The organism is Mesorhizobium sp. M0664 (genome assembly GCF_040320565.1).
Lineage (GTDB): Bacteria > Pseudomonadota > Alphaproteobacteria > Rhizobiales > Rhizobiaceae > Mesorhizobium.
Genome location: NZ_JAMYPW010000024.1, coordinates 19348 through 39184 on the forward strand (window position 1 = coordinate 19348; position 19837 = coordinate 39184).

Consider the following 19837-nt stretch of genomic DNA (forward strand, 5'->3'; position numbering starts at 1 on the left):
ACCATGACCGCGGAGAGGTGGCAGAGTGGTCGAATGCACCGCACTCGAAATGCGGCATGGGTGCAAGCCCATCGGGGGTTCGAATCCCTCCCTCTCCGCCACTTCGGAATTGTCCATTCCGGACCCATAGGTAACAGCATCTCTCATCGCGCCGGTAATGGCTTAAGACGGCACGCTATGCAGCCTTCCGCCGCAATTGGCTCACGCTCAGCCACACCGCCGAAACCAGGAAGTAGAGGGCGCCTACTGCGGCATAGCCGGCCACGTTGGTGATCGATGGCGGCATCGGCATCCGCGCCTGTGCGATGAAAAACGTGCCTGCCAGTGCTGACTGCCCTCCGCTCAGGACCATCGCCCACTGCGCACCAGAGCTCTTCCAACGGCGGACAGCGGTACCGAGTTGAAGCAGGCCGGACAGGATCGCCCATAGGCCGAACACGCCCAGCACCCAGTTCATGCTCATCTTCTGCGCAACAACGACCGCGAACGTTGTCGCCACACTGACCACGACGTTGATGGCCTGGGTGCGATTCTGTCCCAATCCTCCGCTGCGCGATGCGTCGACAAAATTGGCCAGGGCATCCCATGCAGGATAAGCCACGAGCAAAACCGCCGCGACCACCCCGGAATGCTGTCCCACCGTAAAGGCAGCCGCCACCCAGACAGCCGAGAACGTCGTCCGAGCGAAGTAATAGAGCTTGAGCCATTGTTCCTGGCTGGCGCGGGAGAGATCGCCACTGTGAACCGTCATTGGATCGTCCTTTCGACTAGTAGGTAGGGGCTCTCGACGAACGTCGCGGAGTGATCGCTAGTATGGTTAGTTGAGATCTAGGCTGGTATCCGGGGGGAAGCGCGGAGCCGCTCCAGGAGCGGGCCGGTCACGACGGCGAATATCTTCGGATCGCCATAGGCCCGTGCTGAAAGCATCGCGCCGTGAACGGTCGCCATGAACGCTTCAGCCTCGGCACGAGGGGTACTCATCAGTCGAAATTGGCCGTGCCGCGCACCGCGCTCCATCACGGATGTCAGCCAAGCCGACAGCGAGCGGAAATGCGCCCGGACCTCAAGGCTAACTTCCTCGGGCAGCACGGGGAGCTCGCTTGCCAACAGCGCGCAGATACAAAACGGGGCGCTGGCGTTCGCGATGCAGGCTTCCCAATACCCGGCATAGATCCGCAACTGTTCGAGCGGATCGGATTCGTGAAGTTCGACATTTGCAATCCCCGCTTCAGTTTCTTCGCGATACCGCGCAACCAGCGTCCGAACCAGATCGACCTTGCTTGGGAAATGGTGATGGATGCTCGCCTTACGGATCCCGACCACATCAGCAACGTCGGCATAACTGAAACCGTTGTAGCCGCCAGCCACGATCAGCGAACGCGCACAAGCCAGGATGTCGTCAGAGGTGGTAGACAAGTTGCTCATGCTTTTACCTACCTTCTGGTAGGATGGCAGTCAAGCCTCCTTGCAACGCGAGTAGCGTGAAATTGCGTGGCTATGGCGTAGACGTCATTCGATCTTCATTGTTTTCGGCCCTCCAATTCAGAAAACTCCGGGTGCTTGTCGATCGAGGTAGCCATCCCACTTCGAGGACGAGACAACACCCTCCGGCCGACCGGACCACCGCTAGTCGCCGTGCGGCACTAGGCGTTTGCACCGACTGCGCTATCTCCCCATCGTCAGCTTGTTCTATCGCTGGTTGAAGACTGGGAGGTTTCCATGGATCGGCGACTATTTTTGACAGGAATGTTTGGCATTGCCGGGGCCGCGGCCCTTGCAAGCACGGTTCGGCCAATCAATGCGGTGGCCGGCGTTCCAACTGCCAGAAGGGGCATTCTCGATGAACTCGAGGCGCCGGATGTCGAGACCTTCGACGACGACGAAACTCAAGCAGAGTTGCAACCAGTCTATCATCGCCGGTGGCACATGCCGCGCCGGCGCCGCCGGCGCGCCTGGAGAAGGGTCTGTCGCGTTTACTGGCGAAACGGCTATCGGCGCAGGCGGTGCTTCCGCAGGCGCGTTTGGGTCTGGTTTCGATTCTAGCAACTGGCCGGCTTGAACCCTGGCCATCGCGGCCGGGGTTTTCGCCTCAGGCGGCCGTTAGCGCCCTTACGGAGCTTTCCTAAGGGCGCGGAGGAAGCTGACGGTGTTTGCAGGTTTCAGAGCCACCAGCCTACGACTGGACGATACGACGATTTTCGCAAGGGTCGGAGGCACCGGTCCGCCGCTGCTGCTTCTTCACGGTTTTCCAGAAACGCATCTGATGTGGAGGGATATCGCCGCAGCCTTGGCGCCCCGCTTCACGGTCGTCGCCGCCGACCTTCGAGGCTATGGGCAAAGCGGATGCCCGTTTTCCTCTGCCGATCATAGCCCATACGCCAAGCGCGCCATGGCCGGCGACATGGTTCAGGCCATGAAGCAAGTGGGGTTTGAGCGGTTCATGGTTGCCGGGCATGATCGTGGCGGGCGGGTTGCCTATCGCCTGGCGCTGGACCATTCCGACAAAGTGCTCAAAATCGCCGTCCTCGACATCATCCCCACCGCCGCAACATGGGATCGGGCGGATGCCAGACTGGCGCTTGGCTTCTGGCCCTGGAGCCTTCTTGCCCAGCCGGAGCCCCTGCCGGAGCGTCTGATCGGAGCGGCTCCCGATGCTGTCGTCGACGATGCAATAACGCAGTGGGGATCGTCAGCGAAAATGGTCCACAAAGAGGTCAGGAACGCCTATGTTGATGCGCTTCGCGATCCCGCGCATATTCATGCCATCTGCGAAGAGTATCGCGCCGCTGCGACGATCGATCGTGAACATGACGCGTTGGACCGCGCAAACGGTCGTCGCATCGACTGTCCGCTACTGGCGCTATGGAGTGGCGAAGGCGCCCTGGAGAACTGGTATGCGCAAGAAGGCGGGCCGCTGGCCATCTGGAGGAAATGGGCCGACAGAGTGGCAGGATGCGCTGTCCAAGGCGGGCACTTTTTCCCGGAAGAGCACCCCGACAAGACGGCAGCGACTCTCTCGGAATTCTTTGAAGACAAACAGGTCGGTCAGCACAGAGTATTGTAGAGGTCACATGCTTCAGTTACGCGGAACCTCGGGAGCGCTTCGCCGCCTGAGATCGAGAACCCTCCGGAAATCCGCCCGTCCGGCATCAATGTGCTTGATAAGGGAATGAAGGCGATCTCCACGGCCACGCCTCTGATATGCAGCCTCATGTTTGTCGGAAGTTGCGCATCGCCTTTGCCGGCATCCTTTGATGCTGCGAAATACGACAAGATGAGTTGCGTCGAGCTCAACGTGGCGATGGGCGCTGTCGCCGACGAAATGTCGGCGACAGCCATCGCTCGTGGCAAAGTCGTCCACACCAACATTCCGGGCTGGCTGTTGGGAGGGCAGCGTGTCGCTTCGACCGTGGCTGCCCGCCAGAGTGCGAAGATCGAGCGCTTGCGGCAGCAGGAGGCTGCGATTGCGGCGGCGAGACGAAGCCGGTGCTGATTGCGTCACTGAAGTGGGTCTTCAGCCCGCCACCCCGGATTGATGCGCAGCGATCGCGCCGAGGAATATCTCGCCGAAATCCTTGAGCTTGGCGGCGCCGACGCCGTTGACCGCGGCGAAGGCGTCCAGATCACGCGGGCAGCGTTCGGCCATATCGATCAGTGTACGATCCGAAAAGATCACGAAGGCCGGCACCTGGCGTTCCCGGGCAAGACGCAGCCGTACAGCCTTGAGCGCGGCCAGCAGCGCCGAATCCAGACCTTCCGTGCCCGCTGCGGTATCTTCAGGACGTATCTTGCCTCGCGATGACTGGCGCGCGTCCACGCGATACCGGAACGAAGCCTCGCCCCGAGCCAGCGCACGGCCCTTCTCGGCAATGGCGAGGCCGCCATGGCCGGCTGAGTCCAATGTCAGGAACCCGCCCGCGACGAGTTGGCGGAGCAGCGACAGCAAGAAACTCTTTTTATGCGCCACACCGGTGCCGAAGCTGGCAAGCCTGTGGTGGTTCCTGTCCAGGACCTTCTCGGTTTCATGGCCGAGCAGGACATCGACGACATGGGCGACGCCGAAGCGCTCGCCGGTCTGTGCGATCGCCGCCAGGATGATCCGCGCCTCCGCCTCGCCATCCGCATGCGGCGCCTGGTCGAGGCAGTTGTCGCAATTGCCGCAAGGCGAAGCACTTTCGCCGAAATAGCCAAGCAGGATCTGGCGCCGGCACTGCGTCGTCTCGCAATAACCGATCAGCGTTTCGAGCCGGCCATGCGCGCGCCTTTTGTGCTCAGCCGGCGCGTCCTCGTCTTCGATGAAAAGCCGGCGCATGCGGATATCGCCGAGACCGAACAGCATATGTGCCTCGGCCGCCCGCCCGTCGCGGCCCGCGCGCCCGATTTCCTGATAATAGGCCTCCAAGCTGCCCGGCAGGTCGGTGTGGAAGACATAGGCGACGTCCGGCTTGTCGATCCCCATGCCGAAGGCGATGGTCGCCACCATCACCACGCCGGACAAGGTCATGAAAGCGTTTTGATTCGCTTCACGCGCGTCCTTGCTCATGCCGGCGTGATAGGCGAGCGCGCGTACGCCGTTCCGCTCGAGGAACGCCGCCATCTCTTCGGTCTTTTTGCGTGACAGGCAATAGACGATCCCGCTGCGGCCCGCATGGCGCTGCACGAAGTTTAGTAATTGGCGCTTGCTGTCCTGCTTGGGCTCAATGCCTAGCTTGATGTTCGGCCGGTCGAAGCCGAGCACCACGGTATCGACGCGCCCGTCGAACAGTTGCGCGGCAATGTCGGTGCGCGTCGTTTCGTCCGCCGTCGCCGTCAACGCAATGATCGGCACTTTCGGGAAGATATCACGTAGTCTCGACAATTCTTCGTATTCGCGCCGGAACGCTGGTCCCCATTGGGAGATGCAATGTGCCTCGTCGATGGCGATCAGCCGGACATCGAGCTTGGTCAACGCCTCGAGCATTCGCACGGTCATGAGCCGCTCCGGTGCAAGATAGAGCAGGCGCGTCTGGCCTGCCGCGACACGGCGCCATGCAGCGACATTGGCATCGCGGTCGAGCGAGGAATTGATCGTATCGGCCGCCACGCCGGCAAGGCGCAATGCGGCGACTTGATCCTGCATCAGGGCCACCAGCGGCGAAACGACAATGGTGAGCCCGCCCAGGACCAGCGCCGGGACCTGGTAGCAGAGCGATTTGCCGGCGCCGGTCGGCATGACAGCCAGCACATGATGCCCGGCCAGCAGCGCCTCCATCACGGCCGCCTGGCCGAGACGAAAATCATCGAAGCCGAATACATCTTTCAGGACGCGCCGCTTGGAATCCTCTGCCGGGATGCTCGCTGCAACCTGCATTACAGAACTTTCGGGGATACGACCTGCCGAAATTCGCCGGCGAATCGCCAGGTGATTGCCTGGACAGCAGATTCGAACATTTATCGACCCCTCTGGTCCTGTCCGCGGCACCGCCTGAGGCGAACTTCTCTCTCATTGGCCGATATCAGACCGTCGTTCCAGCCCCTATTCGCTTTGGCTGTGAATATCGCAACGCCTCGGAGCGGTTAATCCTATCTTCACCATCATTCGGCAGGTTCAGGTTCTGCGGTGATGTTTTGAGTACCGCGGCGCCACAAGCGCCCAGGCAACACGCCCGCGTCTCTCCGGAGGCGCGGGTTTTTTCGTTCCGAGAGCCGGCTGCCTGAACTTCGGGCCCGCAGCTCAGTCGAGGAAATCGGCGCGGTGCGGCGTGAAGCTGTCGACCAGTCGTCCCGCCTCCAACGCCCTGACACCATGGACCAGATTGGACGGAACGATGAAACTGCTTCCCGTCTCCAGGATTTCGGTCCTGCCGTCGATGGTGACTTCGAAGCGGCCTTCGGCGACGTAGCTTGCCTGGACATGCGGGTGCGAGTGCAGCGCGCCGACGCCGCCCTTGTCGAAACCGAACTCGACCATCATCAGTTCGTCGGTGTGCAGGAGCACGCGCCGGCGGTTGCCGTCGGGCGTCGGCGTCCACGCACCCTCGCCGGCATGCGAGAAGATTTTGGTTCCGGTCATCGTCAGACTCTCATCGTCGCTGTTCATCGTGCCAGCCAGCCGCCGTCCACCGGCACCACCGCGCCGTGCATGTAGTTGGACGCCGGCGCCAGCAGGAAGACGGCTGCGTCGCCGATGTCTTCCGGCGCGCCCCAGCGGCCGGCCGGAATGCGCGCCAGGATCGAAGCGCTGCGGTCGGGATCGGTGCGCAGCGCCTCGGTGTTGTTGGTCTCGATATAGCCCGGCGCAATGCCGTTGACGTTGATGCCCTTTGCCGCCCATTCACATGCCAGCAGGCGGGTGATGCCGAGCACGCCGTGTTTGGAGGCGGTGTAGGAGGCGACGCGAATGCCGCCCTGAAAGCTCAGCACCGAAGCGATGTTGACGATCTTGCCACGCCGTCCAGATTCGGCAAGCACGCGCCTGGCAAAACTCTGGCTGAGAAAGAACACCGTCTTCAGATTGACGCCCATGACGTCATCCCAGTCGGCTTCGGTGAGGTCAACCGCATCGGCACGCCGGATGATGCCCGCATTGTTGACCAGGCCATCGAGTGGTCCGGTGCCGTCCCAGACGCGGTCAAGCATCGCCTGGGCAGCTGCATCATCACCAAGATCGCAGCGGACCGCCTCGAAGCGGCCGCCGACAGCCGCAATCTTCTCCGCCGTCTCGTCCATCGCCGACCGGCCGACGCCGACGACCGCGCCGCCTGCGCGCGCGATCGGCACGGCGATGCCTTGGCCGATGCCGGTATTGGCGCCGGTGACGAGGATGCGCTTGCCGGCAAGGCTGAAGGCCGAGAGATCGCTCACTTGAGCTCCTCCATCGCCACCAGGTCGACATCGGTATAGTCGACATTATCGCCGGCCATCGCCCAGATGAAGGCGTAGTTGGAGGTGCCGGCGCCCGAATGGATCGACCATCCCGGCGACAGCACCGCCTCCTCGTTGCGCATGACGAGATGGCGCGTTTCGTCCGGCTCGCCCATGAAATGAAACACCCGCGCCGCCTCCGGCAGATCGAAATAAAGATAGGCTTCCATGCGCCGGTCATGCACATGGCATGGCATGGTGTTCCAGACCGAACCGGAGGCAAGCTGCGTCATGCCGACGACAAGCTGACAGGTCTTTACCCCATCGGCATGGATGAACTGGAAGATCGAGCGCTCGTTGGAGGTTGCCTGGCTGCCGAGATCGAGCCGCTTGGCATCGCCGATGCGGATCAGCCGGTTGGGATGGCTCTGATGCGCCGGCGCGCTGAGCAGGTAGAACTTAGCCGGCTCAGCCAGATTGGTCGCAGCGAACGACACCTCATCGGTGCCCATGCCGAGATAGAGCATGTCGCGTGCCTGCAGCTCGTAGGATTGGCCGCCGGCTTTGACGACGCCTGCACCGGCGATGTTGACGATGATCATCTCACGGCGGTCGAGAAAATTCTTGGTCCCGGTCGGCTTGATCGCCTGCAGCGGCAGCGGTGTACCAGCGGGCATGGCGCCGCCGACGATCATGCGGTCGTAATGGGTGTAGGTCAGGCCGATGCGGCCGGGCTGGAACAAGTCCTCGATCAGGAAATTGTGCCGCAGCTCGTCCGTTCCCATGGCTGCGGCAGAAACAGGATCGATGGCGAAGCGAGAGGTGAAATCCGTATGCTTGTCAGTGTGATTCATTGCTGTCCCATGGCGCTGCCTCAATTGCTTATTCAGTTGCCGCGGCCTTGACCGAGTCGGCATAAAAAACCTGGCGCGCGTGCAGGCGCTCGCGATAGCGCTGCTGGCTGGCACCGAGATGCGCGCGCATCGCCTCCCGCGCCGCTTCGGCATCGCCTGCCGAGATGGCGTTGAGGATCATCAGGTGTTCGCGCTGCAGGCCGCGCTGGTAGGCGTCGGACTGTGCGAACTCGGTCGACCAGGGCGAGGTCACATCGCAAGGAATGGCGCGCCGGCCGAGCACGTCGAGCATCTCGACATAGAACGGATTGTTGGTGGCGCTGGCGATTGCGCGGTGGAAGGCAAGGTCGGCCGGTCCAGTCGGCTCGCTGTTGAGGAGCAGCCGTTCGAACTCGAAGAAGGCTTCCTGGATTGCCGCTTCCTGCGCGGCGTTGCGCCGGATGGCGGCGAGCCCGGCGGATTCGATCTCGATCGCCAACCTGACTTCGAGCACGTTGAGGGCGATCGAATCCTTGCTGCCCATCTCCGCTGCCAGAGCACCGAACGCTGTCGAGATATGCTCGGTGACGAAGACGCCGGCGCCTTGGCGCGGTTCGACCAGGCCGTCCGCGGCAAGCTTGGCCAGCGCCTCGCGTATCACGGTGCGGCTGACCCCGAAGGTTTCAGTCAGCTGACCCTCGGTCGGCAGCTTTTGCCCGGGCTGGATCTCGCCCGCCTGCAACTGCTTGCGGATCGCAGCGACAACGGTTTCCGAAAGCTTCGGTCTTCGTTCGACGCGGAGCCCGACTGCGGTATCCGAAGCCATGTCGCACCCCTATTTGAAGACACTCGGCAGCCATAGCGAAATGGCCGGAATGTAGGTGACGAGCGCCAGCACCACGAGGCCTGCCGCATAGAACGGCCAGATCGAGCGCATCGATTCCCAGACGGATATCTTGCCCACTGCACACGCCACGAACTGCACCGCGCCCACCGGCGGCGTGTTCAGTCCGATGCCGAAATTGAGGATCATGATGACGCCGAAATGCACCGGATCGACGCCGTAGGCCTGCGCCACGGGCAGGAAGATCGGCGTGCAAATGATGATCGTCGGCCCCATGTCCATGAACGTGCCGAGGAACAGCATCAAGAGGTTGAGCAGGAGAAGCACAACCAGCGGATCGTCCGAGATCGCGTTCATGGAGGCTATCAACGCTGCCGGCACTTTCAGGAAGGCCATCAGCCACGAGAACGCCGCCGCCATGCCGATGATGAGCAGCACCATGGCCGTGGTGCGCACGGCGCCATGGGTAGCATGAACGAACCCTTCCCAGGTCATCTGCCGGTAAACGAAGACGGTCACGAGCAGCGCATAGATGACGGCGATACAGGAACTCTCGGTGGCGGTGAAGACGCCCGATCGCACGCCGCCGAAGATGATCGCGATCAACAGCAGGCCGGGCACGGCGACGGCGAAAAGATGCGCGACCGCGGTGAAGCCCGGAAACGCCTCGGTCGGATAGCCGCGGGAGCGCGCCACGATATAGGCGGTGACCATCAGCGACAGGGCCAGCAGCAGGCCCGGGATGATGCCGGCCGTGAACAGATCGGCGATGGAGATCTTTCCGCCTGCCGAGATCGAGTAGATGATCATGTTGTGCGACGGCGGCAGCAGCAGCGCGATCAGTGCCGCCATCGACGTGACGTTGACGGCGTAGTCCGCTCCATATCCACGCGCCTTCATCTGCGGGATCATCAGGCCGCCTACCGCCGCTGCCTCCGCCACCGCTGAGCCGGAAATGCCGCCGAACAGTGTAGCGGTTGCAATGTTGACCTGCCCGAGGCCGCCGCGCAAATGGCCGACGAGCGAGCCGGCGAAGGCAACGATCTTGCTGGCGATGCCGCCGCGCACCATCAAGTCGCCGGCGTAGATGAAAAACGGAATGGCCAGCAGTGAAAAGACGCTCATGCCGGAATTCAGGCGCTGGAACACGATCAGCGGCGGCAGGCCCATATAGAGGACGGTGGCGAGGCTTGCGACGCCGAGGCAGAAAGCGATCGGCGTGCCGATAAGCATCAGCAGGGTGAAGACGCCGAAGAGAATCCACAGTTCCATGGCGTCAGACCTTCACGTTGGCGGTGTCGAGTTCGGCCGCGACTTCGGCCGGCGGCAGTTCATCGAGGGCATCGTCGATCGGCGCGCCGGAGAGGCGAAGCACAATGCGCTCCAGCGTGAAGAGCACGATGAGCGCGCCTCCCGCCACAAGCGGGACGTAGTCCCAGCCCCCCGATATGCCGAGCGACGGCAAGACAGAGCCCCAGGTCAATGCGACCAGCTGACTGCCGTACCAGATCATGCCGATGCCGAAGGCGAGCGCGACGAGGTCCGAAATCATCCGCAGCCAGCGCTTGCCGCCTTTCGGCAGCACGTAGAGCAGGACGTCAAAGCCGAGGTGATAGTTCTCGCGCACGCCGACGGCAGCGCCGAGGAAAATGAACCAGCTCATCAGCATCACCGAGCCCGGCTCGGTCCAGCTCGGCGAACGGTTCAGAACATAACGGCCGAATACCTGCCAGGCGACGAAGGCGGTCATCAGCACCAGCCCGATGCCGGCGATCGACAGCGCCGCCGTGCTGACGCGCGACATCACTTGCGCGACGCCGGACAGAAGCGGTGTTGGTCTTGGGCTGGAAGTCACCGGTTTTCTCCCCAGGAGGATGGCGGCACGGAATGTCCGCGCCGCCGCTTGATCACTGCACGGCCTTGATGGCTTCGACCATGGCCTTCAGCTTGTCGTCCTTGACGTGCTTCTCGTAGACCGGCCCCATCGCGTCGATGAAGGGCTGCTTGTCCGGCGTCGTGATCTGCGAACCGGCCGCCTCGACCTTGGCGCGCGATTCCTTGACCTTGGCGGTCCACAGCTCGCGCTGCTTGGCGACGCTCTCCTTGGCGGCCGCCTTGAAGATCGCCTGGTCTTCCGGCGTCAGCTTGTCCCAGCTCGACTTCGCCATGACGAAGGCTTCCGGCACCATCGTGTGCTCGTCGAGCGAATAGTATTTGGCGACTTCCGCGTGCTTGGCGGTGTCGTAGCTCGGAAAATTGTTCTCCGCGCCGTCGATCACCCCGGTCTCGATCGCCGAATACACTTCGCCATACGGCATCGGCGTCGCGTTGGCGCCAAGTGCCGCCACCATGTCGACGAAGATGTCGGACTGGATGACGCGGAACTTCATCCCGGCCATGTCGGCTACGGTGTTGATCGGCTTCTTCGAATTGTAGAAGGAGCGCGAGCCGCCGTCGTAAAAGGCGAGCAACACCAGCCCGACCTGGTCGAACGCCGCCGCGATCTGGTCGCCGATCGCCCCGTCCATGACCTTGTGCATATGCTCTTCCGAACGGAAGATGTAGGGCAGCGAGGGCACGGTGGTCTCCGGGATGAGCCCGTTGAACGGCGCCATCGAGACGCGGTTGAGATCGATCACGCCGGTGCGCACCTGCTCGATCGTGTCCTTTTCCTCGCCAAGTTGCGCGGAAGGATAGATCTCGACCACATAGCGGCCGGCCGTGCGCTCTTTCACCAGCTCGCCGAAATATTTGACCGCCTCGACCGTCGGATAGCCGTCCGGGTGGGTGTCGGACGAGCGCAGAACCGTCTGAGCGCTTGCCGTTCCGGCCAGCAGTGCGGCGGCAACTAGCGTAGCCCCCGCCAGTCTCGAAAAATGCAGCATTGGTTTCCTCCCGTTTGAACGATGGCGGCAAGCGCCGTTAGAGCCGGTACGCCTTTTTCGCGAGCGTATAGGCAAGTTCCTGCGCCAGCTCGTGCGCCTCGTCCTCGCCGAGCCGATGCTCGGCGACGAGACGCGCCAGAAAAGCGCAATCGACCCGGCGCGCCACATCATGGCGGGCCGGTATGGATGGAAAGGCGCGGGTATCGTCGTTGAAACCGACGGTGTTGTAGAAACCGGCGGTTTCGGTGGTCATCTCACGGAACCTGCGCATGCCTTCGGGGCTGTCGTGGAACCACCAGGCCGGCCCGAGCTTCAATGCCGGGTAGACGCCGGCGAGCGGCGCCAGCTCGCGCGCATAGCTGGTCTCGTCGAGGGTGAAGAGGATGATGGTGAGGTCGCGCTCCAGCCCGACGCAGTCGAGCAGCGGCTTCAGCGCCGTCACATAGTCGGTTCGCGTCGGAATATCGAAGCCTTTGTCCCTGCCGAACTTCCGAAAGATAGCCGGCGAATGATTGCGCCAGGAGCCGGGATGGATCTGCAGGACCAGCCCGTCGTCGCGGCTCATCTTGGCCATCTCGGTCAGCATCTGGGCGCGGAACAGCTTTCGCTCGCGCTCGTCGTCCGAGCCCCGGCGGATGCGGTTGAACAGCTTCTGCGCGGCGGCATCCGAGAGATTGGCGGTTTCGGCCGTCGAATGGCCGTGATCGGAGGAAGTCGCGCCAAAGCTCTTGAAGAAGGCGCGCCGCTGGCGATGCGCATCGAGATAGCCGGCCCAATTGCCGGTGTCGCAGCCGGTGATCTCGCCAAGCCGGTCGAGATTGGCCGAGAACCCTTCGAAGTCGGGATCGACGATCGCATCCGGCCGATAGGCGGTGACGACGCGGCCGTCCCAGCCGCTGTCGCGGATCATCTGGTGCCATCTGAGATCGTCGAGCGCGCCTTCGGTCGTTGCGATGACTTCAATATTGAAGCGCTCGAACAGCGCTCGCGGGCGAAAATTCTCCCACTGCAGCAAGGTCGAGATCATATCGTAATGGCGGTCGGCGGTTGCGGCCGTCAGCGGCTCGTCGATGCTGAACAGATGGGCAAGCACATGGTCGAACCACAGCCGGGTCGGCGTGCCGCGGAACAGGTAATAATGCTCGGCGAAGCACCGCCAGATCGTTCTGCCGTCGGTTTCAACCGGCGAGCCGTCAAGCGTCGGCACACCAAGCTCCTCAAGCCGAACGCCCTGGCTGAACAGCATGCGGAAAATGTAGTGGTCCGGCACGATCAGCAACTGCGCCGGATCGGGAAACGCCTCGTTGAGCGCATACCAGCGCGGATCGGTGTGGCCGTGCGGGCTGACGATCGGAAGGTCTTTGACCGCGGCATAGAGATCGCGGGCCAACGAACGCGGGCGCGCCTCGGCGGCAAACAGCAAGTCCGGATCCGTCAATGCGGCCACGTGAATCCTCCCAATCCGAACATCGGTAGGGTTGGAAAGAAATAATGTCAACATACAAAAACTGGGTTGTTGTATGATGACTTTTCGTCGGCCATTGCCCATTGTGCGTGACGGCATCGGGTGTTACGCCGCCTGCCAGCAGTGACCCAACAATCTCGATCAGACACGTGGCGCAATGACCAATAGACGCCTTTCCAACAGCACGCTGAAGGCACTGCCGGCTTCGGTCGCGGTCCCGCGCTACGCCCGCGGCGCTATTGCACCGGGCATCGTCCATCTCGGCGTCGGTGCCTTCCATCGCGCCCACCAGGCGGCCTATGTCGACGACTGCCTGGCGGCGGGCGAGGCGGACTGGGGCATTGTCGGCGTGTCCTTGCGCAGTCCTGACACGCGCGACGCACTGGCGCCGCAGGATGGCCTCTACACGCTGGCGATCAGGAGCAGCATCGGCGAAGAGCTGCGCGTCGTCGGCTCGATCCTGTCGCTGCTGGTGGCACCGGAAGATCCGGCTGCGGTGCTCGCCGCCCTGACCGATCAGCGCACCCGCATCGTCACGCTGACGATCACCGAAAAGGCCTATTTGAGGGCAGCCGGCGGCGGCCTCGACAATACCCACCCCGACATCGTCCATGATCTGGCCAACCCGCAAATGCCACGGACGGCGCATGGTTTCCTGACCGAGGCGCTGTCGCGCCGCCGTGCCGCAGGCATCCAGCCTTTCACCGTGCTCTGCTGCGACAACCTTCCGGCCAATGGCGCCACGCTGCACCGCCTGCTGGTCGAATTCGCCGCACTGCGCGATGCCAGGCTCGCCACTTCAGGCGATGCCAGGCTCGCCGCCCACATCGCCGACGGCGTCGCGTTTCCGTCGAGCATGGTCGACCGCATCGTGCCGGCGACTACCGACGCCGACCGGGCGCGTATCGCCGTCGAGCTCGGCGTCGAGGATGCCTGGCCGGTGATGACCGAGCCGTTCTGCCAATGGGTGGTCGAAGACGATTTCCCGGCTGGCAGGCCGGCCTGGGAAAAGTTCGGCGTCACCATGGTCGGCGACGTCGGGCCCTTCGAGGACATGAAGCTGCGGCTGCTCAACGGTTCGCATTCGGCAATCGCCTATCTCGGCCTGCTCAGCGGCTACGACACGGTCGACCGCGCCTTTGCCGATCCGGCGATCCGGCAATTCGTCGACGGACTATGGGCCGAGGCCATCCCGACGCTGCCGCAGGACGCCGGGCTCGATACGGCCGGCTACACGGCCCAGCTCGCCGAACGCTATTCGAACACCGCGCTCGCCCATCGCACGGCGCAGATCGCCAATGACGGCAGCCAGAAGCTGCCGCAGCGCATCGTCGCCTCTGCCCTCGATCGGCTGGGCGCCGGTGACCTGCCCGCGCATCTCATGCTGGTGGTGGCGGCTTGGATCACCGCTTGCGAGGCGCGCGGCAAAACCTTGCCGGAAGCCCATTTTACCGACCCGATCGACGCTCGGCTTACGGCGCTCGGCAGCCGGCCGGCTGATGAAACGGTGACAGCGATATTCGATCTCGCCGGCTTCGCCAAGGACCATTCCCACCGCATGACACTGATCGATCTGACGGCAGCCCATCTCGAGCGCCTGCGGCGGGGCGGACCTGCCGCTGCCTTCGCGGCGCTTGGCATAGGGAGTGAGAAGCCATGAGACAGACCTGGCGCTGGTTCGGGCCGGACGATCCGGTGACGCTTGCCCATGTCCGTCAAGCCGGCGCCGTCGGCATCGTCAGCGCGCTGCATCACCTCAATGACGGCCGCGCCTGGCCGGCGGACGAGATCGCCAGGCGCAAGGCCGACATCGAGGCAGCAGGCCTGACCTGGGATGTGGTCGAGAGCATCGTCGTCCATGAGGACATCAAGACCCGCAGCGGCAACTGGCGCACCCTGATCGACAATTACAAGGCGTCGGTCCGCTCCGTCGCCGCCGCCGGGATCAATACCGTCTGCTATAATTTCATGGCGATCACCGACTGGACGCGCACCGACCTCGATTATCCCATGCCGCATGGCGGCACCGCGCTGCGCTTCGATGTCGTCGAGCTCTGCGCCTATGACGTCTTCATCCTTGAGCGAGAAGGGGCGGAGGCCGATCACCCACCGGTCCGTATCGAGGCCGCGCGTGCGCGGCTGCAAGGGATGAGCGACAGCGACAAGGCAAGGCTGGAGCGCAACCTGATCGGCTGGGTGCCGGCGCGCGAATTCATCTTCGATCGCGCAAGCTTCCGCCGCGCCCTCGACCTCTACAAGGACGTCTCCACCGAAGGCCTGCGCGAAACCCTGTTTGCCTTCCTGCGCGAGATCGTGCCGGTGGCCGAAGAGGCCGGCGTCAGGATGGCGATCCACCCCGACGATCCGCCCTTTTCGCTGTTCGGCCTGCCGCGCATCGTTTCCAACGCCAATGATGCCCGCGCGCTGCTCGACGCGGTCGCTTCGCCGGCTAACGGGCTGACGCTGTGCACCGGCTCCTACGGCGCGGGCGCGCAGAACGATCTGCCCGCAATGGCCAAGGCCTTCGCCGAAAACATCCATTTCGCCCATCTGCGCAACGTCACCAAGGAGCCAGACGGCTCCTTCCACGAAGCCGAGCACCTCGACGGCGACACCGACATGGTGGCGGTCGTGTCGGCGCTGATTGGCGAAGAGCGGCGGCGCAAGGCGGCAGGCAGGGCGGACTGGCAGGTGCCGATGCGTCCGGACCATGGCCACGCGATCGTCGACGACATCGGCAAGAAGGTGAACCCCGGCTATTCCTGCATCGGCCGCCTGAAGGGCCTCGCCGAACTGCGCGGCGTCATGCGCGCAGTAGAGGCACTGACAGTTTGAGCTACTTGCTCGCCTGGCCGTTCAGCGTCTGTCGAGACGAATAATCGGTACCTTTGGAATTCCAGAACAGCCGCACGGCCTTGCCGACCAGATTTTCATAGGGAACAAACCCGACACTGAACCGGCTGTCGGAGGCATTGTCGCGATTGTCACCAAGCACGAAGTAGTGGCCTTCGGGCACCTCAAACACACGCGTATTGTCGCCGATCGAGTTGTCGGTAAGGTTGAGGACGGAATGGGTGGTGACGCCCCCCGGCAGAGTTTCGCGTTGAAGTTTGGCTTTCGAGAACTCGTCGGACGAAAAAGTGCCGATATCGTCGAGTCCCACTGCGACATCGTTGATGTGAAGCACCCCGCCGATGATCTGGATCTTCTCGCCGGGAAGGCCGACGATCCGCTGGATGTAGTCCACGCTCGGATCGGGCGGGAACTTGAAGACAACCAGATCTCCCCTTTTGGGTTCCGCGCCGAATATACGTCCATCAACGGGAAGCAAGTTGAACGGCACGCTGTAGCGGCTGTAGCCGTATGCCATTTTGGAGACGAAGAGATAGTCGCCTCCCTGCAACGTCGGCACCATGCTGCTGGAGGGAATCGAAAAAGGCTGGAGCAGGAACGCGCGTATTGCGAATGCAGCCGGATACGAAGTCAGAAAGACGAGCACCAGCACCGAAAGCCCACGCGCGTACCATCTGTCCGGCTTGAACCGGTGCGCGAAGGGAACAACGATCGCTGCCCACAGGGCCATCAAACCGATCCCTGAAAAATTGGCCCACCAAGCAAGATCGACGCCAGGCAATACCGGAAAGCCAATGTAAACAAGCGCGAAAACGACGGCGCTGATCACCACCAGGCTAGCGACCGCCAGTTTGCCGCTGCCGATCCAGAGGAACCCGCCAAACGGGCCGCCAAAGGCCGACACCAGGGCCGTCGACCATCTGGATCGCGAGATAGTTTCTTGTTGCACTGCTTGTTTTGTCATCGGCCACCCCCCACGCCAAGGCAGCCAGACTGTCCACCAAACAAAAAAGCGGGGCAAGCCCGCTTTTTCAGTTAGTCATTTGAGCGAACCTCAAGCCGGCAGGATGGCGCCTTCGAGCGTGGTGAGCTGGTTGAGGAACTGCTCGGCCTTGCTGCGGGTCTGGTCGTCCTTGGCGTCGGCGGCGTCTTCCCTCGCCTCCTGGATGCGGCGGGCAAGGTCGGCGCGGTCGATGTCGCCGACGGCCACAGCCGATTCGGCGAGCAGCGTGCAGCCGGCCGGAACGATGTCGGCAAAGCCGCCGAACACCACATAGCGCTCTTCCTTGCCTTGCGCGGTCTTCAGCGTAACGACGCCCGGCTTGATTGTGGTCATGACCGGTGCGTGATGCGCCATGACAGTCATCTCGCCTTCGGCGCCCGGGATGACGACGGATTCGACCTGCTCGGAAACCAAGAGGCGCTCCGGCGAGACCAGTTCGAATTTGAAAGCTTCAGGCATGATCAATCTAGCGACTGGTGAATGGTGAATGGTGAACGGTCAGAAAGAATGACCTTCACTCAGCCCCGATTTCCTATCCGCTACTCCCCATTCACAATTCACTATTGACCATTCACCATCAGGCCGCTTCAGCGGCCAGGCGCTGTGCCTTCTCGACCGCTTCCTCGATGCCGCCGACCATGTAGAAGGCGGCTTCTGGCAGATGGTCGTAGTCGCCGTTGCAAAGGCCCTTGAAGCCCTTGATGGTGTCGGCGAGGTCGACCAGCTTGCCCGGTGCGCCGGTGAACACTTCGGCGACGAAGAAGGGCTGCGACAGGAAGCGCTCGATCTTGCGGGCGCGGGCCACGGTCTGCTTATCCTCTTCCGACAGCTCGTCCATGCCCAGGATGGCGATGATGTCCTGCAGCGACTTGTAGCGCTGAAGGATCGACTGCACCTGGCGGGCGACCTGGTAATGCTCTTCGCCGACAACCATCGGGTCGAGCATGCGCGAGGTCGAATCGAGCGGATCGACCGCCGGATAGATGCCCTTTTCCGAAATCGCACGGTTGAGCACGGTCGTCGCGTCGAGGTGGGCGAACGAGGTCGCCGGTGCAGGGTCGGTCAGGTCGTCGGCCGGCACATAGATCGCCTGCACCGAGGTGATCGAACCCTTGGTCGTCGTGGTGATACGCTCCTGCAGCGCCCCCATGTCGGTAGCCAGCGTCGGCTGGTAGCCCACGGCCGAAGGAATGCGGCCGAGCAGCGCCGACACTTCCGAGCCCGCCTGCGTGAAACGGAAGATGTTGTCTACGAAGAACAGCACGTCCTGGCCCTGATCGCGGAAATATTCGGCAACCGTCAGCCCGGTCAGGCCGACGCGGGCGCGGGCGCCCGGCGGCTCGTTCATCTGGCCATAGACGAGCGCGGCCTTGGAGCCTTCGCCGCCGCCCTTCTTGTTGACGCCGGACTCGATGAACTCGTGATAGAGGTCGTTGCCTTCGCGGGTGCGCTCGCCGACGCCGGCGAACACCGAGAAGCCGCCATGCGCCTTGGCGACGTTGTTGATCAGTTCCTGGATCAGCACCGTCTTGCCGACGCCGGCGCCGCCGAACAGGCCGATCTTGCCGCCGCGGGCATAGGGGGCCAGCAGGTCGAGCACCTTGATGCCGGTGACCAGGATCTGCGCTTCCGTCGACTGCTCGACATAGGTCGGCGCCGGCTGATGGATCGAGCGCATCTCGATGCCGTCGACCGGGCCTGCCTCGTCGACCGGCTCGCCGATGACGTTGATGATGCGGCCGAGCATGCCCGGGCCGACCGGCACGGTGATCGGAGCGCCGGTATCATAGACGTCCTGGCCACGGACCAAACCTTCGGTCGAGTCCATGGCGATGCAGCGCACGGTGTTTTCGCCCAGATGCTGGGCCACCTCTAGCACCAGGCGATTGCCGACGTTGATCGTCTCAAGCGCGTTCAGGATCGCCGGTAGATGTTCGCCGAACTGGACGTCGACAACGGCGCCGATGACCTGGCGAACCTTGCCTGCCAGGCCGGTTTTCTTGATGGTGGCGGCCGGCGCATTCACAGCGGCGACCTTGGTTGCTGCCGCTTTCTTGGCCGGAGCGGCCTTTGCTGCTGCCGGAGCCTTCGCTGGTGCCGCGGTCTTCGGGGCTGCCGTCTTCGGGGTCGCTGCTTTCGCCATCGTCCTTACCCTTTTCGTCTCTTTGTTTCTCACACGCTTGAGGTCGATGACCTCCTTGTGAGCGTGCCTAGAGCGCCTCGGCGCCCGAAATGATTTCGATCAATTCCTTGGTGATCTGCGCCTGCCGCTGGCGGTTGTAGGTGATCGACAATTTGTTGATCATGTCGCCGGCGTTGCGCGTCGCATTGTCCATGGCGCTCATCTTGGCGCCCATCTCGCCGGCAGCATTCTCGAGCAGCGCGCGAAAAACCTGCACGGAAATGTTGCGCGGGATGAGATCGGAGAGGATCTCGCCCGGCTCCGGCTCGTATTCGTAGACGGCGCTGCCGCCATCCCTCACTTCCGCGCCAGCCGCAGGCGCGCCCGCCGGGATAATTTGCTGCGCCGTCGGGATCTGGCTGATCACCGACTTGAACTGCGAATAGAACAGCGTGCAGATATCGAAGCCGCCTTCGTTGAACAGGTGGATCACCTTCTTGGCGATGGCATCGGCATTGACGAAGCCCAGCGTCTTGACCTCGCGCAGGTCGACACGCTCGATGATCAGCGCGCCGTAGTCGCGGCGCAATATGTCAAACCCCTTCTTGCCGACGCAGATGATCTTGACCTGCTTGCCGTCGGCCAGAAGCTTGCGGATGTGGTCGCGGGCAAAACGGGCGATCTGCGAATTGAAGCCGCCGCACAGGCCGCGTTCGGCCGTGCAGACAACAAGCAGATGCACGTCGTCCTTGCCGGTGCCGGTCATCAGCGCCGGGGCATCGCCGCCGCCGCCGATCGCCTGGGTGATATTGGCCAGCACCGCGCCCATGCGCTCCGAATAGGGACGCGCCGCTTCCGCCGCTTCCTGCGCGCGACGCAGCTTCGCCGCGGCGACCATCTGCATCGCCTTGGTGATCTTCTGCGTCGCCTTGACCGAGGCGATACGGTTACGAAGGTCTTTTAACGAAGGCATGCTTCAAACCTGATCC

At 63.0% G+C, this 19837-nt stretch carries 19 protein-coding genes and 1 tRNA gene; 5 read left to right on the forward strand and 15 right to left on the reverse strand.

The window, feature by feature from the left end; translation table 11 throughout:
- Positions 1–11 precede the first annotated feature (11 nt).
- Positions 12–101, forward strand: a tRNA-Ser gene (locus NKI39_RS20630).
- A 74-nt stretch (positions 102–175) separates the two neighbouring features.
- Here the strand turns inward: NKI39_RS20630 and NKI39_RS20635 are convergent.
- Positions 176–751, reverse strand: a complete 576-nt coding sequence (locus NKI39_RS20635) for a DUF308 domain-containing protein (RefSeq protein ID WP_352834009.1) — start codon at positions 749–751, stop codon at positions 176–178.
- 77 nt (positions 752–828) lie between these two features.
- The gene (locus NKI39_RS20640) at positions 829–1425 is read right to left on the reverse strand and encodes a TetR/AcrR family transcriptional regulator (RefSeq protein WP_352834012.1); all 597 of its coding nucleotides are present in this window, start codon (positions 1423–1425) and stop codon (positions 829–831) included.
- A 721-nt stretch (positions 1426–2146) separates the two neighbouring features.
- On the opposite strand from NKI39_RS20640, the gene NKI39_RS20645 reads away from it, so the two are divergent.
- Together NKI39_RS20645 and NKI39_RS20650 are read left to right on the forward strand one after the other, a co-directional pair.
- Positions 2147–3064: an alpha/beta fold hydrolase gene (locus NKI39_RS20645; RefSeq protein WP_352834015.1), complete on the forward strand. Its 918-nt coding sequence runs from the start codon at positions 2147–2149 to the stop codon at positions 3062–3064.
- 210 nt (positions 3065–3274) lie between these two features.
- Positions 3275–3493, forward strand: coding sequence for a hypothetical protein (locus NKI39_RS20650; RefSeq protein WP_245274746.1), 219 nt, complete (start codon positions 3275–3277; stop codon positions 3491–3493).
- A gap of 21 nt (positions 3494–3514) precedes the next feature.
- Here NKI39_RS20650 and recQ read toward each other — a convergent pair whose 3' ends face one another.
- From recQ to uxaC, 9 genes are all read right to left on the reverse strand, one after another.
- Entirely contained in the window at positions 3515–5350 is a 1836-nt protein-coding gene (gene recQ, locus NKI39_RS20655; protein WP_352834018.1) for a DNA helicase RecQ, read from the reverse strand.
- 363 nt (positions 5351–5713) lie between these two features.
- Positions 5714–6052, reverse strand: a complete 339-nt coding sequence (locus NKI39_RS20660; protein WP_352540932.1) for a cupin domain-containing protein — start codon at positions 6050–6052, stop codon at positions 5714–5716.
- A gap of 23 nt (positions 6053–6075) precedes the next feature.
- Entirely contained in the window at positions 6076–6843 is a 768-nt protein-coding gene (gene kduD / locus NKI39_RS20665) for a 2-dehydro-3-deoxy-D-gluconate 5-dehydrogenase KduD (RefSeq protein ID WP_352834021.1), read from the reverse strand.
- Positions 6840–7697 carry a 5-dehydro-4-deoxy-D-glucuronate isomerase gene (kduI, locus tag NKI39_RS20670; RefSeq protein WP_352834024.1) on the reverse strand — a complete coding sequence of 286 codons (858 nt, stop codon included), beginning with the start codon at positions 7695–7697 and terminating at the stop codon, positions 6840–6842. The genes kduD and kduI overlap by 4 nt, the downstream gene beginning before the upstream one ends.
- 28 nt (positions 7698–7725) lie before the next feature.
- Complete coding sequence (locus tag NKI39_RS20675) at positions 7726–8502, reverse strand: FadR/GntR family transcriptional regulator (protein ID WP_352621452.1); 777 nt, start codon at positions 8500–8502, stop codon at positions 7726–7728.
- 9 nt (positions 8503–8511) lie between these two features.
- Positions 8512–9792, reverse strand: coding sequence for a TRAP transporter large permease (locus tag NKI39_RS20680; protein WP_292656436.1), 1281 nt, complete (start codon positions 9790–9792; stop codon positions 8512–8514).
- A 4-nt stretch (positions 9793–9796) separates the two neighbouring features.
- Positions 9797–10324 carry a TRAP transporter small permease gene (locus NKI39_RS20685; protein ID WP_023719697.1) on the reverse strand — a complete coding sequence of 176 codons (528 nt, stop codon included), beginning with the start codon at positions 10322–10324 and terminating at the stop codon, positions 9797–9799.
- 103 nt (positions 10325–10427) lie between these two features.
- A complete protein-coding gene (locus NKI39_RS20690; RefSeq protein ID WP_352834027.1) occupies positions 10428–11405 on the reverse strand; it encodes a TRAP transporter substrate-binding protein in 978 nt (325 codons plus the stop codon).
- A 37-nt stretch (positions 11406–11442) separates the two neighbouring features.
- Complete coding sequence (gene uxaC, locus NKI39_RS20695; protein ID WP_352834029.1) at positions 11443–12852, reverse strand: glucuronate isomerase; 1410 nt, start codon at positions 12850–12852, stop codon at positions 11443–11445.
- A gap of 175 nt (positions 12853–13027) precedes the next feature.
- Here uxaC and NKI39_RS20700 point away from each other — a divergent pair, with 175 nt between their 5' ends.
- Together NKI39_RS20700 and uxuA are read left to right on the forward strand one after the other, a co-directional pair.
- A complete protein-coding gene (locus tag NKI39_RS20700) occupies positions 13028–14530 on the forward strand; it encodes a mannitol dehydrogenase family protein (protein ID WP_352834030.1) in 1503 nt (500 codons plus the stop codon).
- Positions 14527–15705 carry a mannonate dehydratase gene (gene uxuA, locus NKI39_RS20705; RefSeq protein ID WP_352834032.1) on the forward strand — a complete coding sequence of 393 codons (1179 nt, stop codon included), beginning with the start codon at positions 14527–14529 and terminating at the stop codon, positions 15703–15705. The genes NKI39_RS20700 and uxuA overlap by 4 nt, the downstream gene beginning before the upstream one ends.
- A 1-nt stretch (position 15706) precedes the next feature.
- On the opposite strand, the gene lepB is transcribed toward uxuA, so the two are convergent.
- The 4 genes from lepB to NKI39_RS20725 form a co-directional block, all read right to left on the reverse strand.
- Positions 15707–16687: a signal peptidase I gene (lepB, locus tag NKI39_RS20710; RefSeq protein ID WP_502896518.1), complete on the reverse strand. Its 981-nt coding sequence runs from the start codon at positions 16685–16687 to the stop codon at positions 15707–15709.
- Between the two features lie 90 nt (positions 16688–16777).
- The gene (locus NKI39_RS20715; protein ID WP_352489184.1) at positions 16778–17185 is read right to left on the reverse strand and encodes a F0F1 ATP synthase subunit epsilon; all 408 of its coding nucleotides are present in this window, start codon (positions 17183–17185) and stop codon (positions 16778–16780) included.
- 118 nt (positions 17186–17303) lie between these two features.
- Positions 17304–18869, reverse strand: a complete 1566-nt coding sequence (atpD, locus tag NKI39_RS20720) for a F0F1 ATP synthase subunit beta (protein ID WP_352834035.1) — start codon at positions 18867–18869, stop codon at positions 17304–17306.
- Positions 18870–18936: 67 nt separating this feature from the next.
- On the reverse strand, positions 18937–19821 hold the full coding sequence (locus tag NKI39_RS20725) for a F0F1 ATP synthase subunit gamma (RefSeq protein WP_352471280.1): 885 nt from the start codon (positions 19819–19821) through the stop codon (positions 18937–18939).
- Positions 19822–19837 lie beyond the last annotated feature (16 nt).

Coding starts and splice junctions, on each gene's coding strand:
- uxuA (WP_352834032.1), top strand. CDS start 14,527: ATGAGACAGACCTGGCGCTGGTTCGGGCCGGACGATCCGGTGACGCTT.
- kduI (WP_352834024.1), bottom strand. CDS start 7,697: ATGAATCACACTGACAAGCATACGGATTTCACCTCTCGCTTCGCCATC.
- lepB (WP_502896518.1), bottom strand. CDS start 16,687: ATGACAAAACAAGCAGTGCAACAAGAAACTATCTCGCGATCCAGATGG.
- NKI39_RS20700 (WP_352834030.1), top strand. CDS start 13,028: ATGACCAATAGACGCCTTTCCAACAGCACGCTGAAGGCACTGCCGGCT.
- atpD (WP_352834035.1), bottom strand. CDS start 18,869: ATGGCGAAAGCAGCGACCCCGAAGACGGCAGCCCCGAAGACCGCGGCA.
- NKI39_RS20660 (WP_352540932.1), bottom strand. CDS start 6,052: ATGACCGGAACCAAAATCTTCTCGCATGCCGGCGAGGGTGCGTGGACG.
- NKI39_RS20650 (WP_245274746.1), top strand. CDS start 3,275: ATGAGTTGCGTCGAGCTCAACGTGGCGATGGGCGCTGTCGCCGACGAA.
- NKI39_RS20680 (WP_292656436.1), bottom strand. CDS start 9,792: ATGGAACTGTGGATTCTCTTCGGCGTCTTCACCCTGCTGATGCTTATC.
- NKI39_RS20715 (WP_352489184.1), bottom strand. CDS start 17,185: ATGCCTGAAGCTTTCAAATTCGAACTGGTCTCGCCGGAGCGCCTCTTG.
- NKI39_RS20685 (WP_023719697.1), bottom strand. CDS start 10,324: ATGTCGCGCGTCAGCACGGCGGCGCTGTCGATCGCCGGCATCGGGCTG.
- NKI39_RS20635 (WP_352834009.1), bottom strand. CDS start 751: ATGACGGTTCACAGTGGCGATCTCTCCCGCGCCAGCCAGGAACAATGG.
- recQ (WP_352834018.1), bottom strand. CDS start 5,350: ATGCAGGTTGCAGCGAGCATCCCGGCAGAGGATTCCAAGCGGCGCGTC.
- NKI39_RS20640 (WP_352834012.1), bottom strand. CDS start 1,425: ATGAGCAACTTGTCTACCACCTCTGACGACATCCTGGCTTGTGCGCGT.
- NKI39_RS20725 (WP_352471280.1), bottom strand. CDS start 19,821: ATGCCTTCGTTAAAAGACCTTCGTAACCGTATCGCCTCGGTCAAGGCG.
- NKI39_RS20675 (WP_352621452.1), bottom strand. CDS start 8,502: ATGGCTTCGGATACCGCAGTCGGGCTCCGCGTCGAACGAAGACCGAAG.
- NKI39_RS20690 (WP_352834027.1), bottom strand. CDS start 11,405: ATGCTGCATTTTTCGAGACTGGCGGGGGCTACGCTAGTTGCCGCCGCA.